The following is a 26341-nucleotide window of genomic DNA, read 5'->3' as shown; positions in this document are numbered from 1 at the left end:
GCCCCCAATTTATTTAAAAATACCTTATAAATTTTTATTCTATCAAACTTTTTTTAATATTATAGTATGTTATTCAAGAATCTCTTCAATAACCCGTCCATCCACATCTTTTAATTCCAATCCCAATAATTTTGCCATAGTTGGTCCCTCGTCTATAAGATTCATTTTTTCAATAGCAACACCCTTTTTTATTCCACATCCAGCTGCCATAAAAACAGTAGTATACTCTTCTTTAAAGGGAGAATATCCATGGGTTGCATTTGTAATATCAGGCACTTGCCCAGCTTCATGTGGTTCAATACTTTTGATTATTTCACCTTCCACATGATCTAAAAAATAATATCCTCTATTTGCTTCAAGCATCATTGCACACTTGGGATCTGCCCCTAGTCCTCTAGCTTCATCTTTTGTTAAAACTGCCTCTATGCATTTATGTTCCTTGTTAAAGTTATCTATTAAATCTCTGACTTCATAAATAAGCTTTTTATTTTGCATATCCTTAACATACACATAAGCTGAACCATCACAGGTTTTAACAATTGCTCTATAATCAATTATATTTCCTGATGTATCGACCTTAATATATCCATTTTCTTTGAGTAATATATTTAAGTTAATAATTTTATCTTCATCAATACTACTGTGATCACCTAAAGCTATAATTGTACTATCGTCATAAATGTTATTTTTCTTTAAAGTTTCTATTATATCTCCAAGTCTTCTATCATGTCTTTTTATCGCTTCCATTGCCTCTTTAGAGTTAAAACCATGATGATGTCGCATAGTATCCAAATCAGTATAATGAACAAGTATTAAATCTGCTTTTTTCTCTTTTATTGTATATAAAAGAGACTCATGAGTAAAATTATCAAGATTTGGCTGCCTGATTCCATCCCTTAAAGCTCCAAACCTGTTATTAAGGCTAATTTGAAATAAAGGACTTCCATTAAAAAGAGAAACCATTATCTGATTCTGCCAAGGTCTGTTTGCAAATATTTCAGGCATATTGTATTGTATACTTGATTTAGCAGTTACCGGCCAAAGTAATGCTGCTACCTTCATTCCACTATCTATTGCAATATCATAAAGGGTTTCTCCCTTAACATACTTTCTCTGCCAATACCAGTCCGGAGATCTTCTGCCTGGCTGAAGTAATGTGTTGTTTATTATTCCATGATTTTTAGGATATTTTCCTGTAACTATTGTGACATGTGCGGGGTAGGTAAGTGTAGGATACACACTATAAACATTTTTACAATAAGATGATTCATCAATAAACTTTTTAAAATTAGGCAGCGATTGTATAACCTCAAAATCTAAAGTTGACAATCCGTCAAAAGATATAACAATTAAATGCTTTGATATTCTTTTCATCAGTATTAACACCTCTATAATCAAACCTATATTAAAGAGAGATACTCCTTATTAATATTTGTGACATTTTAACCTGCTCTTATTATAAGGCAAAAAAGTGTGGCAATCCACACTTTTGCTCTAATACAAATGACAAAAATCCATTTTATTTTTATTTTAGCTTTATATGAATGAAATTCTAAAAAGTTGCTTGTTTTAGTGATAAAATTTATAATAATATAAGATTCTATTATTACCCACTTATTTATATAAAGGAGTGAAAAATAATGGCTTTAGATACAAACTTTAGAGTAGAAAAAGATTTACTTGGAGAAAAAAAAATAAGCAGCAATGTTTATTATGGTATAAATACTGCAAGAGCATTAGATAATTTCAATGTATCTTCTAAAAAAGTCAACTTACATTTAATTAAAGCAATCGTTATAATAAAAAAATCTGCTGCTATTACTCACAAGAAATTAAAAGAGTTGCCACCAGAAAAAGCAGATGCAATCATAAAAGCTTGCGATAAAATATTAAAGGATGAATTTAATTCTGAGTTTGTAGTAGATTCTCTGCAAGGTGGTGCTGGAACATCTACTAATATGAATGTAAATGAAGTAATTGCAAATGTTGCTATAGAATTACTTGGCGGCGAAAAAGGAGATTATTCCCTTGTTCATCCTCTTCATCATGTCAATATGTCACAATCAACTAATGATGTATATCCCACTGCTATACGAATTGCTGCTATAAAGCTCTTAAGGCCTTTAAGTTTAGCTTTTGCCAATCTTCAAGAAGCTCTTCAAATAAAAGAAAATGAATTTGCAGATGTATTAAAGCTCGGAAGAACTCAACTTATGGATGCACTTCCAATGATGGCAGGTCAAGGTTTGGGAGCATATGCACGAGCAATTTCCAGAGATAGATGGAGATTGTATAAGGTTGAAGAAAGACTTCGTGAAGTAAATATAGGTGGTACTGCTATTGGTACTGGCATGAATGCAACTTTAAAATATATATTTCTCATGACAGACATTCTTCAAGACTTAACTGGACTTGGATTAGCTCGCAGCGACTACCCTATGGACACCACTCAAAATATGGATGTCTTTGTAGAAGTTTCTGGTCTTTTAAAGTCTGCATCTGTTAATTTGATAAAAATATCCAATGATATACGTCTTTTGGGTTCTGGTCCGCGAGGTGGAATTGGTGAACTTTCATTACCTAAAGTTCAAGCTGGTTCTTCTATTATGGCTGGAAAAGTAAATCCAGTAATAGCTGAAATGGCTGCTCAAACTTCTATGAAGGTAATATCCAATGATGCTGCTATTACCTATGCTGCAGCATCTGGTCAGTTAGAACTAAATGCCTTTGGTCCTTTAATTGCTGAATCACTTTTAGAATCTCTTGAAATATTAACTAATGCAGTAAGTATATTTACAGAAAAATGCATTAATGGCTTAGAATTTAATGAAGGTAATTGCAGTCATAATCTTGAAGCTTCTACTTCTGTAGTTACAGCTCTTGTCCATCATATAGGTTATGATAAAGCTTCTGAAATTGCAAAAAAATCACTAAGAGAAAATAAGACTATTAAAGAGCTTTGTCTGGAAGAAGGTATTTTAACTCCAGAAAAGCTAAATGAAATACTGAACCCTTATGAAATAACAAAACCAGGAATTCCTGGAATGAAAGAAGGTAAAAAATAATGAGCAATTTAAATGAAACTCCACGTGCAAACAGATTACACATAGCACTTTTCGGAAAAAGAAACGCTGGAAAGTCAAGTATCATAAACGCTCTTACAGGACAGGAAATAGCTCTTGTTTCCGAGGTAAAAGGAACCACCACAGATCCTGTATACAAAGCAATGGAAATTTTGCCAATTGGTCCTGTAGTTTTAATAGATACTGCTGGTCTTGATGATGAAGGTGAATTAGGTGAACTTAGAAAAAAGAAAGCCATGGAGGTCTTAACAAAAACAGATGTGGCTATTTTAGTTATTGATGCTGAAATTGGTGTTACTGATTTCGATAAGGATATATTATCTAAAATTAGAGGAAGAAATATTCCCGTTATAGGAGCTTTAAACAAAACAGATACTAATATCATAAATGCTGATGCTCTTTCTGAAATGCAAAATCAGCTGGATTTAAAATTAATTCCTGTGTCCGCTGTTTCCAATAAAGGTATTGACTTGATAAAAAATGAACTCATTAAAATTGTACCTGAAGATGAAGATAAATTTAAAATTGTTGGAGATCTCATATCTCCTGGTGACTTTGTTGTTTTAGTTACACCTATTGATAAAGCTGCTCCAAAGGGAAGACTTATACTTCCTCAGCAGCAGGTTATAAGAGATATTCTTGAAAGTGATGCCATAGCTGTTGTCACAAAGGAATATGAACTTAAGGAAACTTTAGCTAATTTAGGTAAAAAGCCTAGAATGGTAATTACTGATTCTCAAGTATTTTTAAAGGTAGCTGCTGATACTCCAAAGGATATTCCTTTGACTTCTTTTTCAATTCTCTTTGCAAGAAACAAAGGAAATCTTACAGAACTTGTTAAAGGTGCTAAAGCTATAAAAGATTTAAAAGATGGTGACAAAATATTAATTGCAGAAGGATGTACACATCACAGACAATCTGATGATATAGGAAAAGTTAAAATACCAAGATGGCTTAGACAAATTACTGGTAAGAAACTTGAATTTGATTTTGCATCTGGAGTAAGCTTTACAGAAAATATAAAGAATTATGCTCTCATAGTTCACTGCGGTGGCTGCATGCTCAATAGAAAAGCTATGCTTTATAGAATTGAACAAGCTCAAAATGCTGAAGTACCTATTGTAAACTATGGTGTTTTAATAAGCTATGTTCAAGGCATATTTGATAGAGCTTTAGAAGTTTTTCCAATGGCAAAGCTTACCTGGGAAGAAGAATAAAATTCAAAATAAATAATCATAAAAAAGGTGTTTTAGAACTAATCTCTTAGCTTTAAAACACCTCTTTTAATTATTATTTATTTTGTTGAAGTGGTTGAAGTAGTAGCAACTCCCTTTAAATCGTACAGCTGTTCAGAATTGCCTCCTCCAAAACCTTGAGATTTAGAATTTGAATCCTTCCACTGACTTTCTGAAACAACTTTACCATTTGCCTTAACCCAATTCATAATTTCATTGTTGCCGCCTTGACCACCTACCATAACATATCTTACTTCACCTTTATTCACTAATTCCTTAAACTGGCTCAGTGTAATTGCATTATCATTTCCAAAGAATCCCCAGGTCATTACAGCTTCGCCTGTTTTAATTATTATGTCTGAAGCATATCCATTAGTAGATGATGTTACAAGGATATATTTTTCATTTGTTTTATTTTTTTGTAAAAATTCTATCAGCTTTGAATTACTGCTGTTTGAAGAACTTGTACTTCCTACACCCGCTTGCTTACTAGTCATTAATGACAAACTAGCAGATGGGAAGCTTCCATTCATATTACAAAAGGCAGCAGTACTTGACCAAACTGTAGGTGCAGCCAAAAGTCCTGTAAGTGCAGTAGCTAATACTATTTTCTTTAACTTTATGTTTTTATTTTTTAGTAAATTAAAAGCAATTAATATTAATGAAGATCCAAAGCATAAAACTGACATTATTATCATTATAATTTTTGCAACACTTGATGAACTATAGTAATAAGATATAAGAAGCATTTGAACTAACCCATCTGCAATAAGTGCTGCTGGTAAAATCCATGACTTCCATCCACCCTCTTTATAAAACTTCCACATTGATACAACTCCAATTCCTGTTAAAGCTGCAATTGGTGCAGAAAGCATAGTTAAATAGTATGGGTGAAACAACCCTGTTGTGAAGCTAAAGTATATAAATTCTGGAACCATCCATATAAACCATAGTGCCAATGATATTTTTCTCTTACTATCATAGGATTTTTGTCTTCTTTCCTTTATTGCAGCTGCTATAAATCCAAATACTGCAAGTGGGAAAAGCCAACTGATCTGATCTGATAAACTATTATTGGAAAATAACCTTGTAATACTTGATTTTTCTTGTCCTCCAAAGGTTCCTCCACCTTGTCTGCCGCCATTTCTTCCTTTTCCTGGACCTCCTCCACTAGGAGGCGTTCCTTGCCCTGGAGCATTATTATTAGATGTTCCTTTTCCAGAAGTATTACTAGAAGAATTTTGCGTACCATTACCTGTAGTAGATTGTCCTTTTGTGGCGCTAGAAGTAGCATCTGTTTGTGTTTTAGACGTTGTTTGTGTCTTGCTGCTTTGTCCTGGAGGATTACCACCTGGATTACCCTTTGATCCAGAACCTGATGTACTGCTAAGTCCGAGCCTTTCCAAACCATTATGCTGAACTATAAGTTGTATAACTGAATTACTTCCACTGCTTCCTACATAAGGTCTGTTGGCAGCAGGTGTTAAATCTACAGCTGCAGCCCAAGAGAATGATATTGCTAATAGAACAGCTGTTCCTGCAATAAGATGTACTATTCTCTTTTTTATAGAAACTGTATTAAAAAGAAGATAAGTTATATATAAAGCTGGTGCTGCCATATATGCCTGCAGCATCTTTATATTAAAGCCGACTCCTACAAGTGCTAAACTTAACAAAAGGTATTTTAATTTTCCTTTTTCGGCTGCTATTGAAAGTGCCCAGCAGGCTAAGAGTAAAGTTAAAACAAGCAGGTTATCACAAGTATTATTTCTGCTTACTGCAACAAAAACTGGTGTAACTGCAAGACATAATGCCGAAATTAGTCCTGCTGCAGTTCCAAAAGATCTTTTTACAACACGATATATAACCCAAACGGAAATCACTCCTGCAATAGCCTGTGGAAGAATTATACTCCATCCACTATATCCAAATATCTTAGCAGATATAGCTTGTATCCAAAAGCCCAGCGGTGGTTTATCAATTGTTACAAACCCTGCAGGATCAAAAGATACAAAGAAGAAGTTTTTCAGACTCATAGTCATACTCTTTACACCTGCAGCATAATATTCATTTCCATATCCCTCTATGCTTAAATTTGCCAAATTCAATACCGAAGACATTATTAAAATCATTACCAATCCAAAAGTTTCTTTTGTAAATTTTATCTTTTTCATTTTCACTTTCCTAACCCTTTCCATTTATTAAAATTTATCAACAACATTTACAATTGTTTTTCAATATTTAGCTTATGTATATATCTTACCGTTTAATTGTTACAATTTAGTTGCAGTTAAATAACAATTTGTCAACAATCGCAGTTTGCTATGAATTGACAAGGTTTACATACAAGTATATTATTATATTTGTACTATAATTGCATTAAAAAGGAGATTGCTTATGAAAATTACTGAAGGCTATATGCCATATCTAGAATATAAAACCTACTATCGTATAGTAGGTGAATGTACAGGAAATAAGAAACCGTTGGTTTTATTACACGGTGGCCCAGGTTCTACACATAATTATTTTGAAGTACTTGATAAAATTGCTGAAGATGGACGTGCAGTTATTATGTATGATCAATTAGGATGTGGATTATCTGCAACACCTTCCCGTCCTGACTTGTGGTGTGCTAAAACATGGATTGAAGAATTAATACAACTGCGTAAACATCTAGGCTTGGATGAAATTCATTTATTAGGACAATCTTGGGGAGGAATGCAGGCGATTGAATATGCTTGCGAATACAAACCTGAAGGAATAAAAAGCTATATCCTATCCAGTACTTTACCATCTGCTGCACTATGGGAAAAAGAACAGCGTAGAAGAGTTGCATACCTTCCACAGGAAATGCAGGCTGCCATTGCTAAAGCAGACAAAACTGGAGATTATTCTTCAAAAGAATATCAAGAAGCAGAGGCAGAATTCATGCTTCGTCATTGTGCAGGCAAAGTAGGACCAGATTCTCCAGAATGTTTAAGACGTCCAAAGGTTGCTGGAACAGAAGCTTACATAACTGCCTGGGGACAAAATGAATTCAGCCCATCTGGTACATTAAAAAACTTTGATTTCATGAAAGAAATTGAAGATATTCAAGAACCTTGTTTAATCATCAGTGGTTTGCTTGATCTTTGCTCACCACTTGTTGCAAAAACAATGTATGATAAAATTCCTAATTCAGAATGGGAATTATTTGAATTCAGCCGACATATGCCATTTGTAGAAGAAAATGAAAAATACATAAAAATACTTAATAAATGGTTGAATAAAAACGACTAATTATAAGCTTTAAAAAAATAATGTGTCAACGACTTTCTAGGGTCGTTGACACAAGCTACTTAAATATTCTATTTCCATATAGATTCTTGTGGAATTATTTTCATAAGGCATATCTCATCACCCATTTTTATACTTTTTAACAACTCCACATCTACTTTGCACTCAAAGGCTTTTTCAAAAAGAACTTTACTATACCCAGTTGTACATTGACACCAGGTATTGGTATCTAATCTATCCACATCTGTAAGCATTGGACATGGACAAAAATGAAATTGCAGATATAGCTCTCCATTTTCATAAGAAAGTCCTGCTGCTTTTGCCTTATCTGAATTTCCAAACTCCTCCATACTTGAAGATGATTCTATCAACTCTTTAACCAATGCTAATTTGTCATCCATACCATATCCACATTGACAGTGTGCTCTAATATGCTTAACCTTTGACTTATCAAAATGGTTTTCTAATCTCTTCATTGTAGATTTCACCCATGTGGGATTATCCTCTGTTTTAGCCAGCTTATCTTTTCCATATACTATTTCTCCTGCAATTTCATCATTACTGGCGTTTTTTACAGCTTCATAAATTACCTGTTCTTGAATTTTCCTTATATCAAACATTTTCAAATCGCTCCATTTTTCTTATTTTATTTAACTATAAACTGTGAATTTATAAAATCATATTCATTCAAATTCTGATTCTTATTATAATGATTATCATATACACAACTTTATTCCTATTACTTTTAAAAACATAAAACAGACTCCTTTCAACTCGAACTATATCCCTGTTACAGTTCTTATTATACTAAGGCGTCTGTTTTTTCACTTCTGAATTCTTGCTCTATTTAATCGGTATGCATAGATCCATTACAACACGCATACTTTCCCAATCAATAGCTCGATAAATATCTAATCCATACCTTTCGTCCATTTCATAACCGCTCTCTGGCAGCCAAATACTAAATGCCCCCTGAAAAGCAGCAAAAATATCTTGTATCAGTCCATCAAAGCGACAAAGTGCAAATTTACCTCCTTGAATAGTTGTAACATTATCTAGTGAACAATTTTTATCAACTGTAATGCATATATCATATAAACATTGATCTAGGCTTGTAATACAAGGATCATCATAAAACCTTTCAATCAAAAGCGTATCTTCCTTAAAATAATCTTTATACTTTTCTGTGAAGTCATACCAATTTTTCCCCAATTCAATATAGTTTCCAATATATCTTTTGTAGATAACCACAAAATCATCCAATTCCTGTATAAGTATCCGTTGATCATATTCTTCAAAGGATTGAAACTTGGCAAGCTTGTCCTGGTAAAAAGGATGAGGTACACATGTTGTATTGTTACTCTTTCGAAATTCCGCTGGAGAAATATTATGGTGCTTCTTAAATGCAGAACTATAATTTGATGGGCTATATCCATAATCATATCCAATGTCAGTAATTGATTTCTCTTTTTGAATTTTGAGGTTTAAAGCACTTTGTTCCATTTTTAAGCGTTTGATAAAAGCATAAATACTTTCTCCTGTTTCTTTCTTAAAAATTCTGCTAAAGTAATATTTTGAAAAATGGCAGTAATCTGCAACATCTTCAATGGAAATCTCCTCATCTAAATGTCGCATGATATAATCAATACTTTGACTTACTAATTCATTTGTAATCATAATACACAACCCTCATTACTTTCTTCTATTGACCCTTTGAAAATAAGGATGTTTAGCAACCTTTTATAATATTAAGCATTAAATTACAATTTGTTCAGATATCAAAATCTTCAGACTTAAAATTGCTATAATAGCGTCCTTTTTTTGCTGTAAATTTTAACACGCAATAATCCGGGTCAGTCATACCTTGTTTATAGTACATAGTATCACCATCCTGCCATAATTTTTCTTTTGCTTCTGGTGTTTCAAGGATTTCTACCATTCCAACAAGGCTTACCCCTCGGAAAAAACGTTTATTAACAAAGTATATACTTGCTTTAGGATTTTCTCGAAAATATTTCACTTTATTTGATGATGTATTTGTTGAAAACCAAAATATTTTAATTCCTTCACGCTGTCGTGGAGATAACATTGCCTTACTGATAGGGAATCCCTCATTATCTGTATAACTAATAATTGTCAGATTACTTTTATCAATCAGATTACCAATTGTTTGTTCTGGATTTCTCATTATTAAAAATACCTCCTGCTTATATTTTCTTTTATTTTAACAGGAACATATCTAGTTGTATATTACACACTTTTTTGTATGCATAGATTCAAAGTAATCCCTTTTCTTTCAAGAAATCTTCTTTGCCATCATCTTTCATAAGCTCAATTCCAATTTTCTGCATAGTAGTTACAACATCTAACATTTGTTTTCCTCTTTCAGTTAACGAATATTCTACTTTCAATGGATATCCATTAAATTGCTTCTTTTGAACCATATCAAAATCCTGCAATTCGCTCAAATGTTGAAGCAACATTTTTTGTCCAATTCCTTCTATACTTTCTTGCAAATACACTAAAGAAGAAGCTCCTTTTCCTAGTTGCCATAATATAATCGGTTTCCATTTTCCACGAATAATATCATGGGTTAATTCTAAAGGGCAAGTATATTCATTTCTTAATTTCATTATCATACACCTCAACTACAAATTACTATTATTAAATTGTTTCACATCTGACATTAAGTTATAACTCTGCGATAACTAATTTTAGTATATCATAAAATTTAAGGAGAGGCTTTTTTCTTCCTCTCCTAGATTTCTAACTATTTTTTATTTAACTTTTATGCATATATAATTAATTGTTCCTAAGTTTCCATGATTATTGGTAGAATAATAGGTCTTCTTCTTGTTTTATTATACAAAAATCCTCCTAAGGAATATTTTATGTTAGATTTTATAGTAAACCAATCTTTAATTTTATTTTCCATGCATTTATCCAGCTCTGCTTTTACTACTCCTCTTGCTTCATTTATTAAATCTCCAGATTCTTTCATATAAACAAATCCTCTTGTAATAATATCTGGTCCAGAAAGTATATTAAAGGATGCTCTATCTATTGTTACTACTATTGTTACTACTCCATCCTGTGATAAATGCTTTCTATCTCTAAGTACTATATTCCCTACATCACCAATACCAAGTCCATCTATCATAACTGTTCCACAAGTAACTCTTGCTGACTTTGCAGCACTATTTCTATTTAACTCCAGTACCTGACCATTTTCTAGTACAAAGATGTTTTTCGAGTCCATACCAAGATTTTCAGCTAGTAATTCATGCTGCTTCAAATGTCTATATTCTCCATGCACAGGCATAAAAAATTTAGGTTTAATCAAAGTATGCATCAATTTTAACTCTTCTTGACAAGCATGACCTGAAACATGAACTTCTTCTAAAGCATTATAAATTACTTCCGCTCCCTTCCTAAAAAGTTCATCTATAAGTTTAGATATAAGTTTTTCATTTCCAGGAATTGGTGAAGCAGAAATAATTACAACATCACCTTTTTCAATAGTAATTTTTCTATGGTTTGAATATGCAATTCTTGAAAGTGCAGCCATTGGTTCTCCTTGACTTCCAGTAGTTATAATAGTTATTTTATCAGAAGAGTATTTATTAATATCATCCACACTTATAAGTTGATCTTCAGGTAATTTCATATAACCTAATTCCATAGCCATATTTGAAATTTTCTCCATGCTTCTTCCGCTAAATGCAACTTTTCTTCCATAAAACAAAGATGAATCAATAATCTGTTGAATCCTATTAGTATTTGATGCAAAGGTAGCAACAATTACTCTCCCCTTTGCCTTGCTAAAAATTTCTGTTAAATTATCTCCTATAATTCTCTCCGAAACTGTATAACCTGGACGCTCAACATTTGTACTATCTGCCATTAATAATAGTACTCCCTTACTTCCTAATTTTGCAAACTTCTGAAGATCTATTACCTCTCCATCTATAGGCATATAATCTACTTTAAAATCTCCTGTATGAACTATAACACCTTCTGGAGTGTGTATAGCTAGTGCACAGGCATCTGCAATGCTATGACAGCTTCGTATAAATTCTATTCTGAAATTTTCAGTTTTAATCTCTTCTCCTGTTTTAACTTCAGAAAGAGTACAGTTAGAAAGTATTTCATGTTCTTCCAATTTACTTTCTACAAGTCCTAAAGTCAATCTTGTTCCGTATACTGGTACATTTAGTTGTTTTAAAACATAAGGAAGAGCACCTATATGATCTTCATGTCCATGGGTCAACATAAACCCTTTTACCTTGTCTCTATTATTTAGCAAATAAGCTATATCCGGTATGACTAAATCAACACCATACATCTCCATATCGGGAAAACCTAAACCACAATCAATTACAATTATCTCATTATCATATTCTATAGCTGTCATATTTTTGCCAATTTCACCTAGACCTCCTAATGGAATTACTTTTACTTTACTTTTATTTTTCATTACCATATAAGCTCCTATCTGGTAAAGAAGCTGACCTTATAAAAAGGCTCTTTACCATTGAAAATTTTATGCAACTGCTTTTATAAATATTATTTTAAAATATGAATATTTTATACTTGAAAGCACATTGACAGTATAATTAAAAGTAAAATAATAATAATCCACCATTTTTTAAAGCTAACATAAATTTATGAAAAGCAGCTTTATAATTTGAAAACTATAACTTTTCCATTTTATAAGGAACTACCTTTCACCAATATTTTCATCTACTTGTTCCTTGTAAGTTGTAAAATATTGACTTTTTATTAACATCCATAAAATTTTAGATATTTTTCAATATTTGATTGTATATATTTAGCACTGTGATTACCAGGAAATACATGATTTTGAGAGTTTATCCCCTTTTCTTTCAATCTTTTATATAGAATTAAACATCCTTCATAAAATTTACCTTCATCCTTATCTCCAGCATCAAGATAGATATCAATATGAGAAGAAATATTATTATTTCTCGCAATATTTATTGGATCATATTTCTCCCACATCTCCATGTTTTTGAAATAGGGTTTGTCTTCATCTTCAAGCTTCAACTCCAAGGCAGGCATGTGCCCTCCTACCTTTGAAAACATATGCTGATGTCTTAAACAATTATGAAGAGCTATATAACCACCAGCAGAAACTCCTCCTACATATCTTCCTTGTTTATCTTTTATAGTATTGAAAGTTTTATCGATGGTTGGCACTATTTCTTTTATAAAGTAATCTTCATACATTCCTAAATTTATGCTTCTATTGTTGTCTGCAGAATCATATACTTCTTTGCAAATTAAGGATGAATTCAATCCACGACTGTTTTCAATTCTTGGACATACAATTATCATAGGCTTAATTTCTCCACTTTTTATCATTTCATCAGCTTTGATATTTATATTCAGTTCAAGCATTATATTTTCATTTCCGCTTCTTCCATGCAAAAAATATAATACAGGTAGTGGAGTAAAAATATCATAACCTTCAGGTAAATATACAAGCATCGACATCTCTTTATCTAGTATATTACTATAAAAATTTACTTTTTCTACTTTTGATTTATTCATTTCTATATCCCCTCATTTAAAATTTCAAACTTAATCATTAGAATAATTTTGCTGTTTTCAATAAAAAACACCTGTATTATGATAACTCTATTTACAATATTATTCCAGAATTATATTGCTCAAATTTAGCATAATTTTGATGTGAGGATATAATTATTTTAATTTGCCACTATTAACCTTGTCCCACTTATTTTATCATAAAACAATTTTTTATCTTTTGAGAAAAAGTGTACTGTGACATTTCGTATGACTGCTAAATTTAATAAAAGTACCAAAATCATTAAAATGTAATTAATACAACTGCTTAATATATTGCGATTTAATATATTACCAATAAAAATTATATAATTTGCTCCAAAAAAACCGTAATATAGTGTGCCATATCTTATAAATACTTCTTTAAATTTTAATTTTTTATCCTTACCTTTAATCCTTATTCTAAGAATCCATTTTCCAAAAGTTGTACCATTGGTAAAATAAGTAACTAATATAAAATAGATGAATATAAATATATATATTTTTAAATGTCCTAATGTAATTATTGATAAAATGATAAAAATACCCCAATCAAATATAAAGGCTAAAAATCTTCTTATAAAACCAATAGTAATCTTTTCAAGCTGAACACTTTCGTCCAGCTTACTAACATTAGGTAATAATTTCATGAATACTGGAGATATCATATATCCTAGATATCCACCTAAAGTATTTAACATCAAATCATCTACATCAAAAGTTCTATAAGGTGCATTATAAAAACCATATAATGCACTTAGCTGAGTAAGTTCAAAAAATAAAGAAACACAAAATGATATTAATACAATCTTTTTAAGACTCTTTTTAAAATAATAGCTTAAATAAATTCCCAGTGGTAACAGTAAAATTCCGTTAAAAGCTGCTTGTAAAAAAGCTCTTTCTTTAAATAAATGAAAATAAGTTGAAGGTTTTACTAGCTGAACCTTTGTTTCACTTAAAATGTCTAGCACAAATGTAAATGGCATTAACTGAATGTGCTTGGTTCCAGGTTTTTGTAAACTCAGTACATCATGTGTTTTAGGTAGGGGCAATATAATAAGATAATATGCTGTTATCAAATATAATAAGAAAGAGTATAAAAATAGTGCTCTGTAATAATTTATATATCCATGTTTTCTATATTGATATATCAAAAATGGTAGTGTAAATAATGCTGCAAAAATCGGAAAAGTGATTATTGCTATCTTTATTGGAATAATATATTCTGACATTTAGACACATCCTCTCATAACTTACAACATACAATTATATAACTTAATTTTTACAATACACTTTAGTACTCCTTAAGATTTTCTTAAGATTTTTATAAATACCTTAAAATTCATATATAAAATCCATTAATTAAGGCACGGCTTTTTAGCCACGCCTTAATAATTCTAAACTAAATTTTGTACATTATTTTATAACTATACTCACTTTCTTATGATGAACTTGATGATGAAGCTGCTGCTGCGCTTGCTGCAATGCAAGCTGCAATTGCTGCTTGTTCTTGAGCAATAATAATAGCATTAATACTATTTGCTAGCGCTACCTTAAGCACTCCCTTTTTCATTTCATCTATATAAAAATCACAAACCAAATTAGCTGAAAGTATAGTTCTCATAGATTTATCTAAACTCCACATACCATAACCATCTTTTTCATAAATAAAATCATTAACTTCTTTTATTTCTCTGACTATCTGATCTTCATTTCCTCCAATAAGGGTTAAAACGCCTAGAGTTGCGAGTCCACTATATTTAAGTTTGCATTTTTCATTCTTAAGTTTATTATAAAGTGAATTTGCCTTTTTACATTTTTCATAAACAGACTCTTCTCCAAGTGCCATAATATGAGACAATGTTTGAAGATCATTGCCCTTCCAAAATCCTTCTTCATTTAAAGCCTTATAGCACTCTTCTACTTTTTCCATAGTTTCCTTTACATCTAAATCTGTAGCAGCAAGTACTGCAGCAAAAACATAATCATCAGTAGAAGTTAACCAAAAATGCTTTTCCTTCATGCCTTTGTAAAACTCATCCATTCTTTGAAGTTTACAATTCCACTGTTCTTCAGGCACATCTTTTACCATAGTATAAGTAGCCAGTGGCAAATATTCACTTTTTCTAAAACCATATTGTCTCATTTTCTCATGAACCTCTACCATACTCTTAAAAAAGCTTTTATAATTTTCTTCAAAACACAAGAGAGTAGATATAATCAATAAGTTATTACCTCTATAATCAGATGTCCATCCTGTTTCTTCCTTTATGTAATTTTTTATTTCTTTAATTTTATCTGCATTTACCCTTTCTCCTCTTACAGCATGCATCATTGCACAAAAATGTTTTAATATGCCTGTATCCCATTTAAAGTTTCCTTTAAGTTCTTTGTAATTTTCTGCCATTAAATTTGCTTTTTCCTTTATCTCTATATTCATAATACTTCCCTCCGCCATTTCATCTTAATTTTATTATCACTTAAAATATTTACCTTGTACATATATATTAAAAAAAAATATTCAAAAAATGTTAAAGGAAACCTTAAGAAAACCTTAAGATTTATTCTAATGCATCTTACATACACAATATTGCATGTTAAAAGCAATCTATAGTTTATATTCATAAAATTAACTACAATGGGTTTATACAGAAAAGGAGGTACTTTATATATGCTGAAAGGATTTATCTTAGGACTTTCAAGTGGGGGGTATTGTCTTGCTTCCTGTATCCCCGTATTTATTCCATATATTTTAAGTGAAAATAAAAAGACAAAATGGAATTTTATTTGTTTATCAAAATTTATGTTAGGAAGACTTCTCGGTTATGTATTATTTGCTCTTTTAGCGTGGATTACAGGGAATTTTATAATAAAACAATCACACTACAAAGAAATTATATTTGCTCTATCTTATATATTTTTATCATTTACTCTTATAATTTATACATTTTCAAAGTCTCACAGAGTTTGCAATATTAAATATTTTAGTAAATTTTTTAATCACTCAAATAAGGAAAAAAACTTTGCAACTATACTACTTTTAGGATTTTTAACTGGCATAAATGTATGTCCACCATTTATTTTAGCTTTCTCCGATGCTACTTTCTTTTCCAATGTTATAAGCAGTATTTTATACTTTACTGCCTTTTTTATAGGCACTACTATTTACTTTATGCCACTTCCTTTTATAGGTGTCTTAAAAGGAAAGCAAATTAAATTAGTAGGTCAAATGTGCTCTTTAGTAATTGGAGTGTTTTACATGTATTCAGGAATTATAATGCTTTTTAAGGAGATGATTTTAAAATGAATAATTTAGAAACTGAAAAAATAACAGAAACAAGTAAGAATAAAAAAATCATAAAATCAATAATTGCTTGCATACCAGTGTTACTATTAAGTATTGTTTTAATGAGCGGAGGTAGTACCCTTCCAAAAGAACCTTTAATGAAAATTTCCTTTTTCATAGTTTATATTTTCATAAACATATTATTTTTTCTTATGGTATACACAAAGAAAACCTATAAATACAGAAAAATATTTTTTGTAACCTATGCGCTGCTTTTTGCAGTCAGCTTTATGACTAATTTAATAGAAGTACGAGGCAGCATTTTCTATAATGAATCTACTTTTATTAATGGAGAAACTCCTTTTTGCCATATGGTAATTCCAATGATCATAATACCTGCTGCTTTAACTAAAACCATAGTTTTTCCTGGCTCTCTTTTAACTGGATTTGCCAGCATTGCAAGTATGATGGTCATTTGGATTGGAGCTACCTTAGCCTTTGGACGCGGATTTTGCAGCTGGGCTTGTTTTTATGGAGGACTTGATGAGGGGTGTTCTTCATTATGCAAAAAAACAAAGTTAAAAATAAATAGAAGGTGGACTTATCTACCATTTGCTATTTTAATATCCATTGTTTTATTATCTGCAGCTACTCTTTCTCCTGTTTACTGCGATTGGCTTTGTCCTTTTAAAGCAGTTACAGAATCTGAACAGATAACTTCTACAATAGTGTTAATTAAAACTATAGTTTTTTGTTCTTTATTTTTAATTTTAGTCATAGTACTTCCTATACTTACTAGAAAAAGAACTCAATGTGGACTATTTTGTCCCTTCGGAGCTTTTCAATCTCTCTTTAACAAAATAAATATATTTGAGATAAGAATAGATAAGGATAAATGTTTGAATTGTAAAAAATGTGTAAGAGAATGTCCAACTTACTCAATAGATGAAAATAGTCTTTTAAATGGAAAGGCTTTAATAACTTGCACTAAATGCGGAAAATGTATAGATATCTGTCCTTCTTCTGCTGTATCTTATCACATAAAAGGAACAAAAATAGGAGTAAAAACTAATTTATCCAGATACCTTTTTCTTTACCCTGCCTATATTTTTGCACTGACAATTGGTGGTGGAGCAATAGTTAAAGGATTATATAGAATTTTAAAGCTCATAACTACAGGCAGTTTTTTTTAAAAGGAAGGTGAATGAAATGATTAAATTAAAAGCTTTTTTAGGATACTCTGCTGCTGTTTTAGCTTTGTTTATAGTATTAGCTACTTTCATAGCTAATGACTGCTTAGCCAAAGAGTTTGTCAATATAACTTCATTAAAGGTTTCTCCTTTATTTACTGGAGGTGAAATATATAAAACACTTACTTCTAAAGATGCTGAAATAAAAATACACAAACCTGTATTTCAAGGACTTTTTTCTGATAGATCTGAAGGCTTTGTAGAAGTTGATTATGCAAGTAAAAACACACATACTGTAATTTCTGAAAGTATAGATTTTGATGGTGATGGTAAGGATGATTTTTCTATTAAATATAACCCACAAAACAATACTTCTGATTTTAAGTCTTTAAATAAAAATGTTGTTTCCTTAAAAGGAGTATATAAAATAAAAAACGGTTATGCCATAAGAATAAATTTAAAAAAATAAACTTTAGGCATCTGAAAGAAAATAATTAGTACAAATATTTCAAAATGTTTTAATTTCATTTTACTGTTGACATTTTTTAAATCATATTTATATAATATATATAGACCAGTCGTTATATTATTAGAAAGGATATTAATTCAATGAAAAATAAAACTGATTCAAGAGAAAAAATACTTACAGCAGCAGCAATGCTTTTTCAAATTAAAGGATATAATGCTACAGGATTAAATGAAATTTTAAAGGAAAGTGATTCACCTAAAGGTTCTTTATATTACTATTTCCCAGGTGGAAAAGAAGAGCTAGCTTTAGAAGCTATAAACCTTACTAGTAAGACCATCCAAAAAAGATTAGAAAACACACTAAATGCACACTCAAATCCAATTGAAGCTGTACAATCCGTAATCAAAAATATTATGGAGGATTTAAGAAATGATGGCAAATTAAAAGATATTTCTTTAAGTCTCATAGCTTTAGAAACTTATTTATCAATTGAATCTTTGAGAAAAGCTTGTGAATCAGTGTTTTTAACCATAGAAAATATCTATGCTAAAAAGCTGATGGAAAGTGGGCTTTCCAAAGAAGTGGCAAGTGAACTGGCTACCTTTATTCAAGTTTCTATTGAAGGAGCTATTACAGCCTCAGTTACAGAAAAAAATCCTAGAGCTCTCTTAACAGTTAGTAAACAAATTGGTATTTTACTGATCCCATACATAAATACTAAATAATTTAACTTTGGCGAATACAAAATTTTCACTTATTATAATAAGCACTTTAGAACACAACTCTTCAGATGACAATTATTCCCTGAAAAGTTGTGTCGCATAATTTTTAAAGTGCTATTTATCCTTTTAATATATAGACCGGTCTAGAAAAAAGTTTAAGGAGATTATATTTTATGGAAGCAAAACAAATTTATACAGAAGAAAAGCCTGAGTACAATGCAAAAGCAATTATGTTTGTATTACTGCTTGGAAGCTTTATAGCACTATTTAACGAAACAATACTAAATGTAGCATTTCCTAAGTTAATGATAGAAATGCACATTACAGCCACTACAGCTCAGTGGCTTACTACGGGTTATGTATTAGTAGTTGGAATTCTTGTACCAGTTACAGCTTTCCTTATTCATACTTTTACTACAAAACAACTATTTTTAACCGCAATGATAATATTTTTAATTGGAACCCTATGTGCTGTATTTTCTAATACCTTTACAACACTATTAATTTCAAGAGTAATTCAAGCATTAGGTACTGGTATGCTAATACCTATTATGATGAATTCAGCTTTAGTGGTAACTCCACCAGAAAAGTGTGGTTCAATAATGGGGTTATGTATTTGTGTGATCACATTGGGTCCCGCACTTGGTCCAACAGTTTCTGGTTTACTTTTACAATATTTTAGTTGGCATTCATTATTTATAATGCTAATTCCAATTTTATTGATTTGTATTATTGGAGGTTATATTTATTTAGAAAATATCTCTGTAATAACAAAACCTAAAATTGATTATCTATCCATACTACTGTCAACTATAGGATTTGCCAGTATTATATATTCTGTAAGTTCAGTTGGTACTTCAAGTTTATCATCTACTGCTGTTATTTTTGTAATTGGGCTAATAGCACTAATTTTCTTTGGAAAACGCCAATTATCTTTAAAGCAGCCAATATTGGAAATACGATCATTTAAACATCCTGTATTTACAATAGGTACACTACTGATTATATTAATGCAGATGTTTAACTTTTCAATAAATGTTATATTACCACTACTGCTGCAAAACGGCTTAAATACATCCTCTTTTACATCGGCAATGGCCATATTACCACCAATTCTTGTTGGATGCGTATTAACTCCATTTGTTGGTAAGATTTATGATAAAATAGGCGGAAATATAATCATTCCATTAGGTTTCGCAGTAGCATGTATTTTTACTTTTGTGCTATCACATATTTCGCCATCAACTCCTATAAGCACAATTACTCTTATATATTGTGCTATAATGATAGGAATATCTATGGCAATGTCAACTAGCCAAACCACTGCACTTAGTGAATTACCTGGCAAAAATCAAGCCGATGGTGTTGCTATAGTAAATACTGCAATGCAGATAGCTGGTGCTTTAGGTTCAGCTTTATTTGTAGGTATTATGACAGCTTATCAAAATATATATCTGAAAAATATAAATGGTGCTGCAGCTCCAGGTAATCAAGTAAATGCAATATATAGTGGCTTTAATCATTCTATAACAATTGCAGCTTTACTAATTGGAATAGGTTTTATATTGTCCTTAATTCTCAGTAAAAAAAGTAGAGCTAGAAATACTGAAAAATAGCATAATGCTCACCTTGACAAAGAAAAATACTTGTACTATAATTTAACCTAAATTGTATCAAATGTTGTGTTTGCCCCTCCTAAGGATGTTTGGAGGGGCTTATTATTTTTTAACAAAGGAGAATTAACTTTATGAATGAGAACGAACAGTCTATCCAAAAAAAATTATTACTTTTAATTGTTTCACTATTTTGGTTTGGACAATATGTTTATATTCCATATCAAACACCTTATCTTGCTTCCATTGGTGTAACTTCTTCCATGATTGGAACTATTGTTGGTGCTTATGGAATTTCACAATTGGTATTAAGACTTCCTGTAGGCGTTATGGCTGATAAGAGCGGAAGACATAAGCGTTTTATCATGATTGGTGCCTTTTCTTCAGGTGCAGCATCTATATTTCGTGTTATCATGCCAAATGGATTTGGTTATTTAATTGCAAACATCTTTTCTGGACTTGCATCTGCAATGTGGATTTGTTTCATGATTTTTTATATGAGTTTTTTTTCAAGAGAGGAACAGCAAAAAGCTACTAGTAAAATCATATTAGCAAATAATTTTGGTATGTTGTGCGGATTTATTACCAGTACTCTATTTTATGATAAACTTGGTATGAATTTTATTTGTACAACCAGTATAGCTGCTGGAATATTAGGTGTTATATTAAGTTTATTTATAAAAGAAAGAAATAATGCTCATACTTCTTCCCCATCCACTAAAAGCTTGTTATCAGTATGCTTAAATAGAAAATTGATATTTTTCTCTCTACTAGCACTTATACAGCAAGGTATTCAAATGACAACAACTATGTCCTTTACTTCTCAAATAATTAAAGGATTAGGTGCTTCTTCCTTTATTGTGGGATTATCTTCAATTATTTACATGCTGTCATCAGTTTTTTGGGCTGGTTTTGCTAGTTCAAAGCTTTGTTCTAAAAAAGGCCCAAGGTTCTGGATTTCTTTTGTATTTTGTGTTATAGCAGTATATTGTATTGCTATTCCTAACCTTCATATTATTTATTTAATTTGTATTTTTCAAATTTTACCTGGAATGTCTACAGGAATTCTTTTCTCGCACCTTACTGCACAGGCCATGGATGGCATAAGTGCAGATAAAAAATCTACCGCCATGGGATGTTTCCAAGCAATCTATGCAATTGGCATGACAACATTTCCCCTTTTAGCAGGAAATATCATTGATTTTGCAAATATGTCTACTGCTTACTTAACATTAGCTGTAATTTCAATTGTAGGCTGCATTACTTCTATAAGCTACTATCTTATAAAAAAGCCACATTTTAAAAAACAAGCTAGCTAAGAAATTGACTTATTTATAACTTAAATAAACTAACAAACTATATAATAAGCTGTAATAAACGTTCTATACCAAAATAAAAGCTATGTATAAATATGAAAACAAACTTCATTATATACATAGCTTTTGTTCAAATTACATATAACTCATAAAAGGAAAGTGAATTGAAACTTCCACCCCGCTACCATATTCAGAATCTATAGTTATATAATGTCCTAGCTTTCCTGCAAGCTTCTGGCTTATATAAAGTCCCATTCCTGTTGAATGCTGCTTTACCCTTCCGTTGTAACCTGTAAAGCTTTTTTCAAAAACCCTTTCAATATCTTCTTTTCTTATACCTATACCATTATCCTTTATGAAAAGAATTTTCTCCTTTTGCTCTACCTTAGCATATATTTTTATATTTCCACCCTTAGCTGTGTATTTTATGGCATTATCTAAAACCTGTTTTATTATGAATTTAAGCCATTTGTAATCAGAATTAACCTCTATATCCAAATTTTCTACTTCCAATTTTATATCCTTGTTTATAAACCAAGAAGCCTCACCTTTTATGCTATCTTTCACAATCTGTTCAATTTTAACAGTATCTATTCTATAATCTTTAGAGAAATCATTTATCCTAGAATAAAATAATACCCTTTGAATATAATCTTCAACCTTCTCTATTTCCATTTCTACTGCATATAATAATTTTTCATTGTCATTATTTAAATTGTTTTCAATTATAAGCTTGGAAGCTGCAATAGGAGTTTTTATTTCATGAACCCAAGTGGTTAAAAATTCAACACTTTCATTGTTATTGTCAATAAGCTTTTCTATTTGTATATTAGCATTTTCATGTAACTTATTAATTGTATCCAAATAAATTTTTTGCTCCCAGCTTAAAGGAGAAGGTAAGCTGTAAATCCAATCTAATCCTTCCTTAGGTATCTTCTTGATTTTACTTATATGACAGGCAATTATACTATAATCAATTGCAAGATATATTAAGAACATCAAAAAAGAAACTGTAACTAAATATTCCGCATTGGATTTTAACATTCTTATGGATTTATCAAAGAAAATTACTCCACCTATAAATATCATTAATGTAATAAAGAAAATGATTAAACTTCTTCTATCCCTTAAATATTCTTTTAAACTCATACTATATACCCCATACTTTTTTGGGTTTGAATGTAATTTTCCAGTCCAATATCCTTAAGTTTTTTTCTGAGCCTTGTAATATTTACAGTCAAAGTGTTATCATCAACAAAGCTCTCATCCTGCCAGAGACTTCTTATAATTCTATCACGACTTACTATGGAACCTTTGTTTTTCATAAGTATATGAAGTATTTTAAATTCATTTCTAGTGAGCTGAAGACTTTTGCCATTACACATAATAGTGTCATCTTTTAAGTTTAGTATTAAGTCTTTATGTGTAATTACATCTGACTCTAAATCATTAAAATAAGCATAGGTTCTTCTGAGCAGCGCATTTACTTTAGTAAGTAAGATATTTATAGAAAATGGCTTAGTAAGATAATCATCTCCGCCCATATTTGTTGCTATTATTATGTCCATTTCCTCAGTCCTTGAAGATATAAAAATTATAGGTACCTTTGAAAGCATTCTTATTTTTCCACACCAATAAAAGCCATCATAAACTGGTAAGTTTATATCCATGAGCACCAAATCTGGCTTATATTTTATAAATTCTTCTATTACCATATTAAAATCTTCGATTTTTTTGCTCTCATATACCTGCTTTTTTAAAGCAGTAATTATTTCTTCTCCTATGATTTCATCATCTTCAACTACAAGTATTTTAAACATAAACACACCTTACTTAATGAACCTGCACTAAGTTCATTATATTATATTTCCTTTCCTTAAAAAAATGTACTATTATTCTTTCCCCCACACAATATTAGTATAGGAGTTTACAGTTGCAATGTAATATATAAAGTAAATACATATATAAAATAGCAGTATCACTATACAATATTTCATTATTGCTTCATTCATTAATCTCTGAAATACCATTAAAGCTGCTGTGCTGTGACAAAGTGCAATTATTAAAGGCATTCCAAAAGTTATTGATAATTGTTTTGCTACAGACTTCTTTATTTCTTTCTTGTTCATTCCTATCTTTCTTAAAGTTAAATATCTCTTTTTATCATCAGCTGCTTCCATTAATTGTTTAAAGGAAATTATACTTCCTGTTGCTAGGGAAAATAATATTCCTAAAAAAATTCCAATAAAAATAAATACAGCTCCGCCCTTATAAAATCCTTGATAAGTATCGTAATAGGAATCTATGTATATTCCTTGTGGAACAACTTTACTTAATTCCTTAGTAAGCTCTTTTGATTTTTGTGGGTTTTGAACTAAATATCCACTTATATTAATAACTTCACCCTTACTGCTTAAATCACTAAAGGCTTTATCCGAAACTACAATAGTTTTTGTTGTTATGAAATAGCTTACTACCTGCTGATCTGTAACTTTTTTAATATTAAAATCCATTTGTAAATTGCCTGATTTAATTGAAGTCTTACTATTGATATAATCTTTTTCTTTATTAGATACTTCACCAGATTTAATAAGTAAGCATTCATTATCTCCTAAATATATCTTATTTCCTCTATTTTTTATAGCAATTACACTATTGTAATCACTTTGTGATATTATCTTCCCTTCAAAATCATCTTTTTGAAGCACAGGCAAATTAACCTTTGCATTTATAAGCTTTAAATTATTTACCGAAATCAATTTATTATCATTGTATTTATTTATCACACTTTCAATTTTTTCACTTAATTCTTTATTTGTATTCATAAACTCATAAGAAAAAGGTATACTCCTATTTATATCTTGTTCTGTGGTTTTATAAAAAGAATAAGCTGCTCCAATGGAAGTCAAGGTTACTGAACTTAAAAGAGAAATAATACAAAGAGTTTTTGCATTGCTTTTCATTCTATAGAGGATTTGAGCTGTAGACAGCATATTTTGTCCTCTATAATAAAACCTTTTATTCTTTTTAATAGCTTGTACAAATATTATAATTAAACTATTAAAAAGCATATATGTACCTATAGATACTAAAACAACTATTGGTATACCCAGTCTTATAAGCTGTACTGTAGTTTTATTATAAGACATAAAGTACCCTGATAAAATAAAAACTAATGATAACATTGACATAAACCATGATGCTTTTGGAGTTTTTTCTCCCTGCTTTTGTGCACTTAAAAGTTCTATTACCTCATACCTATATATTATACTGTAACTGTGAATAGAATTTAATAAGAAGAGTATAAAAAATACTAAAATAGTTATGTAAAAAGCTTTAAAAACAATAATAAATTTTATACTTATAGTTTCCCTCATTAAGTAAATGAGCATAAGTGAAAAATATTTTGAAAACATCACTCCTAAAACTATTCCACAAACTATTGATAAGCTGCCAATAATTAAATTTTCATAAAATAACATTTTTGCAATTTGCTTTTTTTCCATACCACTCATAGAATATATACCTATTTCTCTTTTCCTATTCTTTAAAAAGAAACTGTTTGAATACCATATGAATATAAAAGAAAATAAAGCAACTATAATAGCCGAAGCCTTAAATATAAGCTTAACTGTAGGCTTATTATCTGCAAGTTTTACAAATACATCATTAAAAGCAATAGAACAAAAAATATAAAATATCATAACTGAAAATACAGCACTTACAAGATACATAATATAATTATTGAAGTTTTTCTTAACATTATTTACAGCTAAATTAATGAAGGTCACTGTTTTCACCTCCAAGTGCTGATAATACCTTTAGAATTTTATCAAAAAATTCTTTTCTATTTCCATTACTGATTATTTCAGTGAACAAACTACCGTCCTTTATAAATATAACTCTCCTACAAAAACTAGCTGCAAAAGCATCATGAGTTACCATTAAAATTGTAGCATTTTGTTCCTTGTTCAATTCACTCATACAATTAAGCAATTCTCTTGATGACTTAGAATCAAGAGCACCTGTTGGTTCATCTGCCAATATAAGTTCTGGATTAGTTATTATGGCTCTAGCTGCAGCTGTTCTCTGCTTTTGACCTCCTGACACCTCATAAGGATATTTATTGAGTATACTTTCTATGCCTAAAGCCTCTGCTATTTTCTCTACACTTCTTTCTATTTTCTTAACACTAACTTTAGAAAGCGTTAAAGGCAGTATTATATTTTCCTTTAAAGTTAAGGTATCAAGCAAATTATAATCTTGAAATATAAACCCTAAACATTCTCTTCTGAACCTTGAAAGTTCAGGTTCCTTTAAATGCACTATATCTTTGCCTCCTATGTTTACATTACCAGAAATAGGCTTGTCTATAGTAGCTATAACATTTAAAAGTGTGGATTTTCCTGCTCCTGATGGACCCATAATCCCAACAAAATCTCCCTTTTCCACTTCAAAGCTAATTCCATTTAATGCATTTGAAACATTTCCTCCATGACGTCCGCCATATACTTTTTTTATACTTTGTACAGTTAATACCTTCATAAATTGTAAATCTCCTT

23 protein-coding genes are annotated in these 26341 nt (G+C 30.5%); 9 read left to right on the top strand and 14 right to left on the bottom strand.

Features of this window, described 5'->3' with window-relative positions; translation table 11 throughout:
* Nucleotides 1–69: 69 nt before the first annotated feature.
* Nucleotides 70–1374, bottom strand: a complete 1305-nt coding sequence (locus tag Q6H37_RS12120) for an ectonucleotide pyrophosphatase/phosphodiesterase (RefSeq protein WP_318742182.1) — start codon at nucleotides 1372–1374, stop codon at nucleotides 70–72.
* Nucleotides 1375–1640: 266 nt separating this feature from the next.
* On the opposite strand from Q6H37_RS12120, the gene Q6H37_RS12115 reads away from it, so the two are divergent.
* Nucleotides 1641–3065: an aspartate ammonia-lyase gene (locus Q6H37_RS12115; RefSeq protein ID WP_318742181.1), complete on the top strand. Its 1425-nt coding sequence runs from the start codon at nucleotides 1641–1643 to the stop codon at nucleotides 3063–3065.
* Complete coding sequence (gene hydF / locus Q6H37_RS12110; RefSeq protein WP_318742180.1) at nucleotides 3065–4300, top strand: [FeFe] hydrogenase H-cluster maturation GTPase HydF; 1236 nt, start codon at nucleotides 3065–3067, stop codon at nucleotides 4298–4300. Before Q6H37_RS12115 ends, hydF begins: the two co-directional genes overlap by 1 nt.
* 77 nt (nucleotides 4301–4377) lie before the next feature.
* Here the strand turns inward: hydF and Q6H37_RS12105 are convergent, their stop codons facing one another.
* Nucleotides 4378–6492, bottom strand: coding sequence for a glycosyltransferase family 39 protein (locus tag Q6H37_RS12105; protein WP_318742179.1), 2115 nt, complete (start codon nucleotides 6490–6492; stop codon nucleotides 4378–4380).
* A 223-nt stretch (nucleotides 6493–6715) separates the two neighbouring features.
* On the opposite strand from Q6H37_RS12105, the gene pepI reads away from it, so the two are divergent.
* On the top strand, nucleotides 6716–7597 hold the full coding sequence (pepI, locus tag Q6H37_RS12100) for a proline iminopeptidase (protein WP_318742178.1): 882 nt from the start codon (nucleotides 6716–6718) through the stop codon (nucleotides 7595–7597).
* Nucleotides 7598–7665: 68 nt separating this feature from the next.
* On the opposite strand, the gene Q6H37_RS12095 is transcribed toward pepI, so the two are convergent.
* The 8 genes from Q6H37_RS12095 to Q6H37_RS12060 form a co-directional block, all read right to left on the bottom strand.
* Nucleotides 7666–8214 carry a DUF6144 family protein gene (locus Q6H37_RS12095; protein WP_007061729.1) on the bottom strand — a complete coding sequence of 183 codons (549 nt, stop codon included), beginning with the start codon at nucleotides 8212–8214 and terminating at the stop codon, nucleotides 7666–7668.
* A gap of 223 nt (nucleotides 8215–8437) precedes the next feature.
* Entirely contained in the window at nucleotides 8438–9271 is an 834-nt protein-coding gene (locus tag Q6H37_RS12090; RefSeq protein ID WP_318742177.1) for an AraC family transcriptional regulator, read from the bottom strand.
* Nucleotides 9272–9365: 94 nt separating this feature from the next.
* A complete protein-coding gene (locus Q6H37_RS12085) occupies nucleotides 9366–9782 on the bottom strand; it encodes a pyridoxamine 5'-phosphate oxidase family protein (RefSeq protein ID WP_318742176.1) in 417 nt (138 codons plus the stop codon).
* A gap of 88 nt (nucleotides 9783–9870) precedes the next feature.
* The gene (locus tag Q6H37_RS12080) at nucleotides 9871–10227 is read right to left on the bottom strand and encodes a helix-turn-helix domain-containing protein (protein WP_318742175.1); all 357 of its coding nucleotides are present in this window, start codon (nucleotides 10225–10227) and stop codon (nucleotides 9871–9873) included.
* A gap of 179 nt (nucleotides 10228–10406) precedes the next feature.
* On the bottom strand, nucleotides 10407–12071 hold the full coding sequence (locus tag Q6H37_RS12075) for a ribonuclease J (protein WP_318742174.1): 1665 nt from the start codon (nucleotides 12069–12071) through the stop codon (nucleotides 10407–10409).
* A gap of 305 nt (nucleotides 12072–12376) precedes the next feature.
* The gene (locus Q6H37_RS12070; RefSeq protein ID WP_318742173.1) at nucleotides 12377–13168 is read right to left on the bottom strand and encodes an alpha/beta hydrolase; all 792 of its coding nucleotides are present in this window, start codon (nucleotides 13166–13168) and stop codon (nucleotides 12377–12379) included.
* Between the two features lie 158 nt (nucleotides 13169–13326).
* Complete coding sequence (locus Q6H37_RS12065) at nucleotides 13327–14415, bottom strand: VanZ family protein (protein WP_318742172.1); 1089 nt, start codon at nucleotides 14413–14415, stop codon at nucleotides 13327–13329.
* Between the two features lie 209 nt (nucleotides 14416–14624).
* Nucleotides 14625–15623 (bottom strand): DUF4003 domain-containing protein, encoded by a 999-nt coding sequence (locus tag Q6H37_RS12060; protein ID WP_318742171.1) that lies wholly within the window; start codon nucleotides 15621–15623, stop codon nucleotides 14625–14627.
* A gap of 231 nt (nucleotides 15624–15854) precedes the next feature.
* Here Q6H37_RS12060 and Q6H37_RS12055 point away from each other — a divergent pair, with 231 nt between their 5' ends.
* The 6 genes from Q6H37_RS12055 to Q6H37_RS12030 all read left to right on the top strand — a co-directional run bounded on the left by Q6H37_RS12055 (nucleotide 15855) and on the right by Q6H37_RS12030 (nucleotide 21782).
* Nucleotides 15855–16490: a sulfite exporter TauE/SafE family protein gene (locus Q6H37_RS12055; protein ID WP_318742170.1), complete on the top strand. Its 636-nt coding sequence runs from the start codon at nucleotides 15855–15857 to the stop codon at nucleotides 16488–16490.
* Nucleotides 16487–17662, top strand: a complete 1176-nt coding sequence (locus Q6H37_RS12050) for a 4Fe-4S binding protein (protein WP_318742169.1) — start codon at nucleotides 16487–16489, stop codon at nucleotides 17660–17662. The genes Q6H37_RS12055 and Q6H37_RS12050 overlap by 4 nt, the downstream gene beginning before the upstream one ends.
* A gap of 16 nt (nucleotides 17663–17678) precedes the next feature.
* The gene (locus tag Q6H37_RS12045) at nucleotides 17679–18128 is read left to right on the top strand and encodes a hypothetical protein (RefSeq protein WP_318742168.1); all 450 of its coding nucleotides are present in this window, start codon (nucleotides 17679–17681) and stop codon (nucleotides 18126–18128) included.
* Between the two features lie 140 nt (nucleotides 18129–18268).
* Nucleotides 18269–18853 carry a TetR/AcrR family transcriptional regulator gene (locus Q6H37_RS12040; RefSeq protein WP_318742167.1) on the top strand — a complete coding sequence of 195 codons (585 nt, stop codon included), beginning with the start codon at nucleotides 18269–18271 and terminating at the stop codon, nucleotides 18851–18853.
* Nucleotides 18854–19023: 170 nt separating this feature from the next.
* The gene (locus Q6H37_RS12035) at nucleotides 19024–20466 is read left to right on the top strand and encodes an MDR family MFS transporter (protein ID WP_318742166.1); all 1443 of its coding nucleotides are present in this window, start codon (nucleotides 19024–19026) and stop codon (nucleotides 20464–20466) included.
* 131 nt (nucleotides 20467–20597) lie between these two features.
* Nucleotides 20598–21782 (top strand): MFS transporter, encoded by a 1185-nt coding sequence (locus Q6H37_RS12030; RefSeq protein ID WP_318742165.1) that lies wholly within the window; start codon nucleotides 20598–20600, stop codon nucleotides 21780–21782.
* A gap of 132 nt (nucleotides 21783–21914) precedes the next feature.
* Here the strand turns inward: Q6H37_RS12030 and Q6H37_RS12025 are convergent, their stop codons facing one another.
* The 4 genes from Q6H37_RS12025 to Q6H37_RS12010 form a co-directional block, all read right to left on the bottom strand.
* Nucleotides 21915–22928, bottom strand: a complete 1014-nt coding sequence (locus tag Q6H37_RS12025) for a sensor histidine kinase (RefSeq protein WP_318742164.1) — start codon at nucleotides 22926–22928, stop codon at nucleotides 21915–21917.
* The gene (locus Q6H37_RS12020) at nucleotides 22925–23599 is read right to left on the bottom strand and encodes a response regulator transcription factor (RefSeq protein WP_318742163.1); all 675 of its coding nucleotides are present in this window, start codon (nucleotides 23597–23599) and stop codon (nucleotides 22925–22927) included. Before Q6H37_RS12020 ends, Q6H37_RS12025 begins: the two co-directional genes overlap by 4 nt.
* A 72-nt stretch (nucleotides 23600–23671) precedes the next feature.
* Nucleotides 23672–25570: an ABC transporter permease gene (locus tag Q6H37_RS12015; protein WP_318742162.1), complete on the bottom strand. Its 1899-nt coding sequence runs from the start codon at nucleotides 25568–25570 to the stop codon at nucleotides 23672–23674.
* Complete coding sequence (locus Q6H37_RS12010) at nucleotides 25557–26324, bottom strand: ABC transporter ATP-binding protein (protein WP_318742161.1); 768 nt, start codon at nucleotides 26322–26324, stop codon at nucleotides 25557–25559. Before Q6H37_RS12010 ends, Q6H37_RS12015 begins: the two co-directional genes overlap by 14 nt.
* Nucleotides 26325–26341 lie beyond the last annotated feature (17 nt).

Origin of the sequence: Clostridium sp. JS66, assembly GCF_033561535.1 — a bacterium.
GTDB lineage: Bacteria > Bacillota > Clostridia > Clostridiales > Clostridiaceae > Clostridium_AM > Clostridium_AM carboxidivorans.
This window is presented reverse-complemented; position numbering and strand designations above follow the sequence as displayed.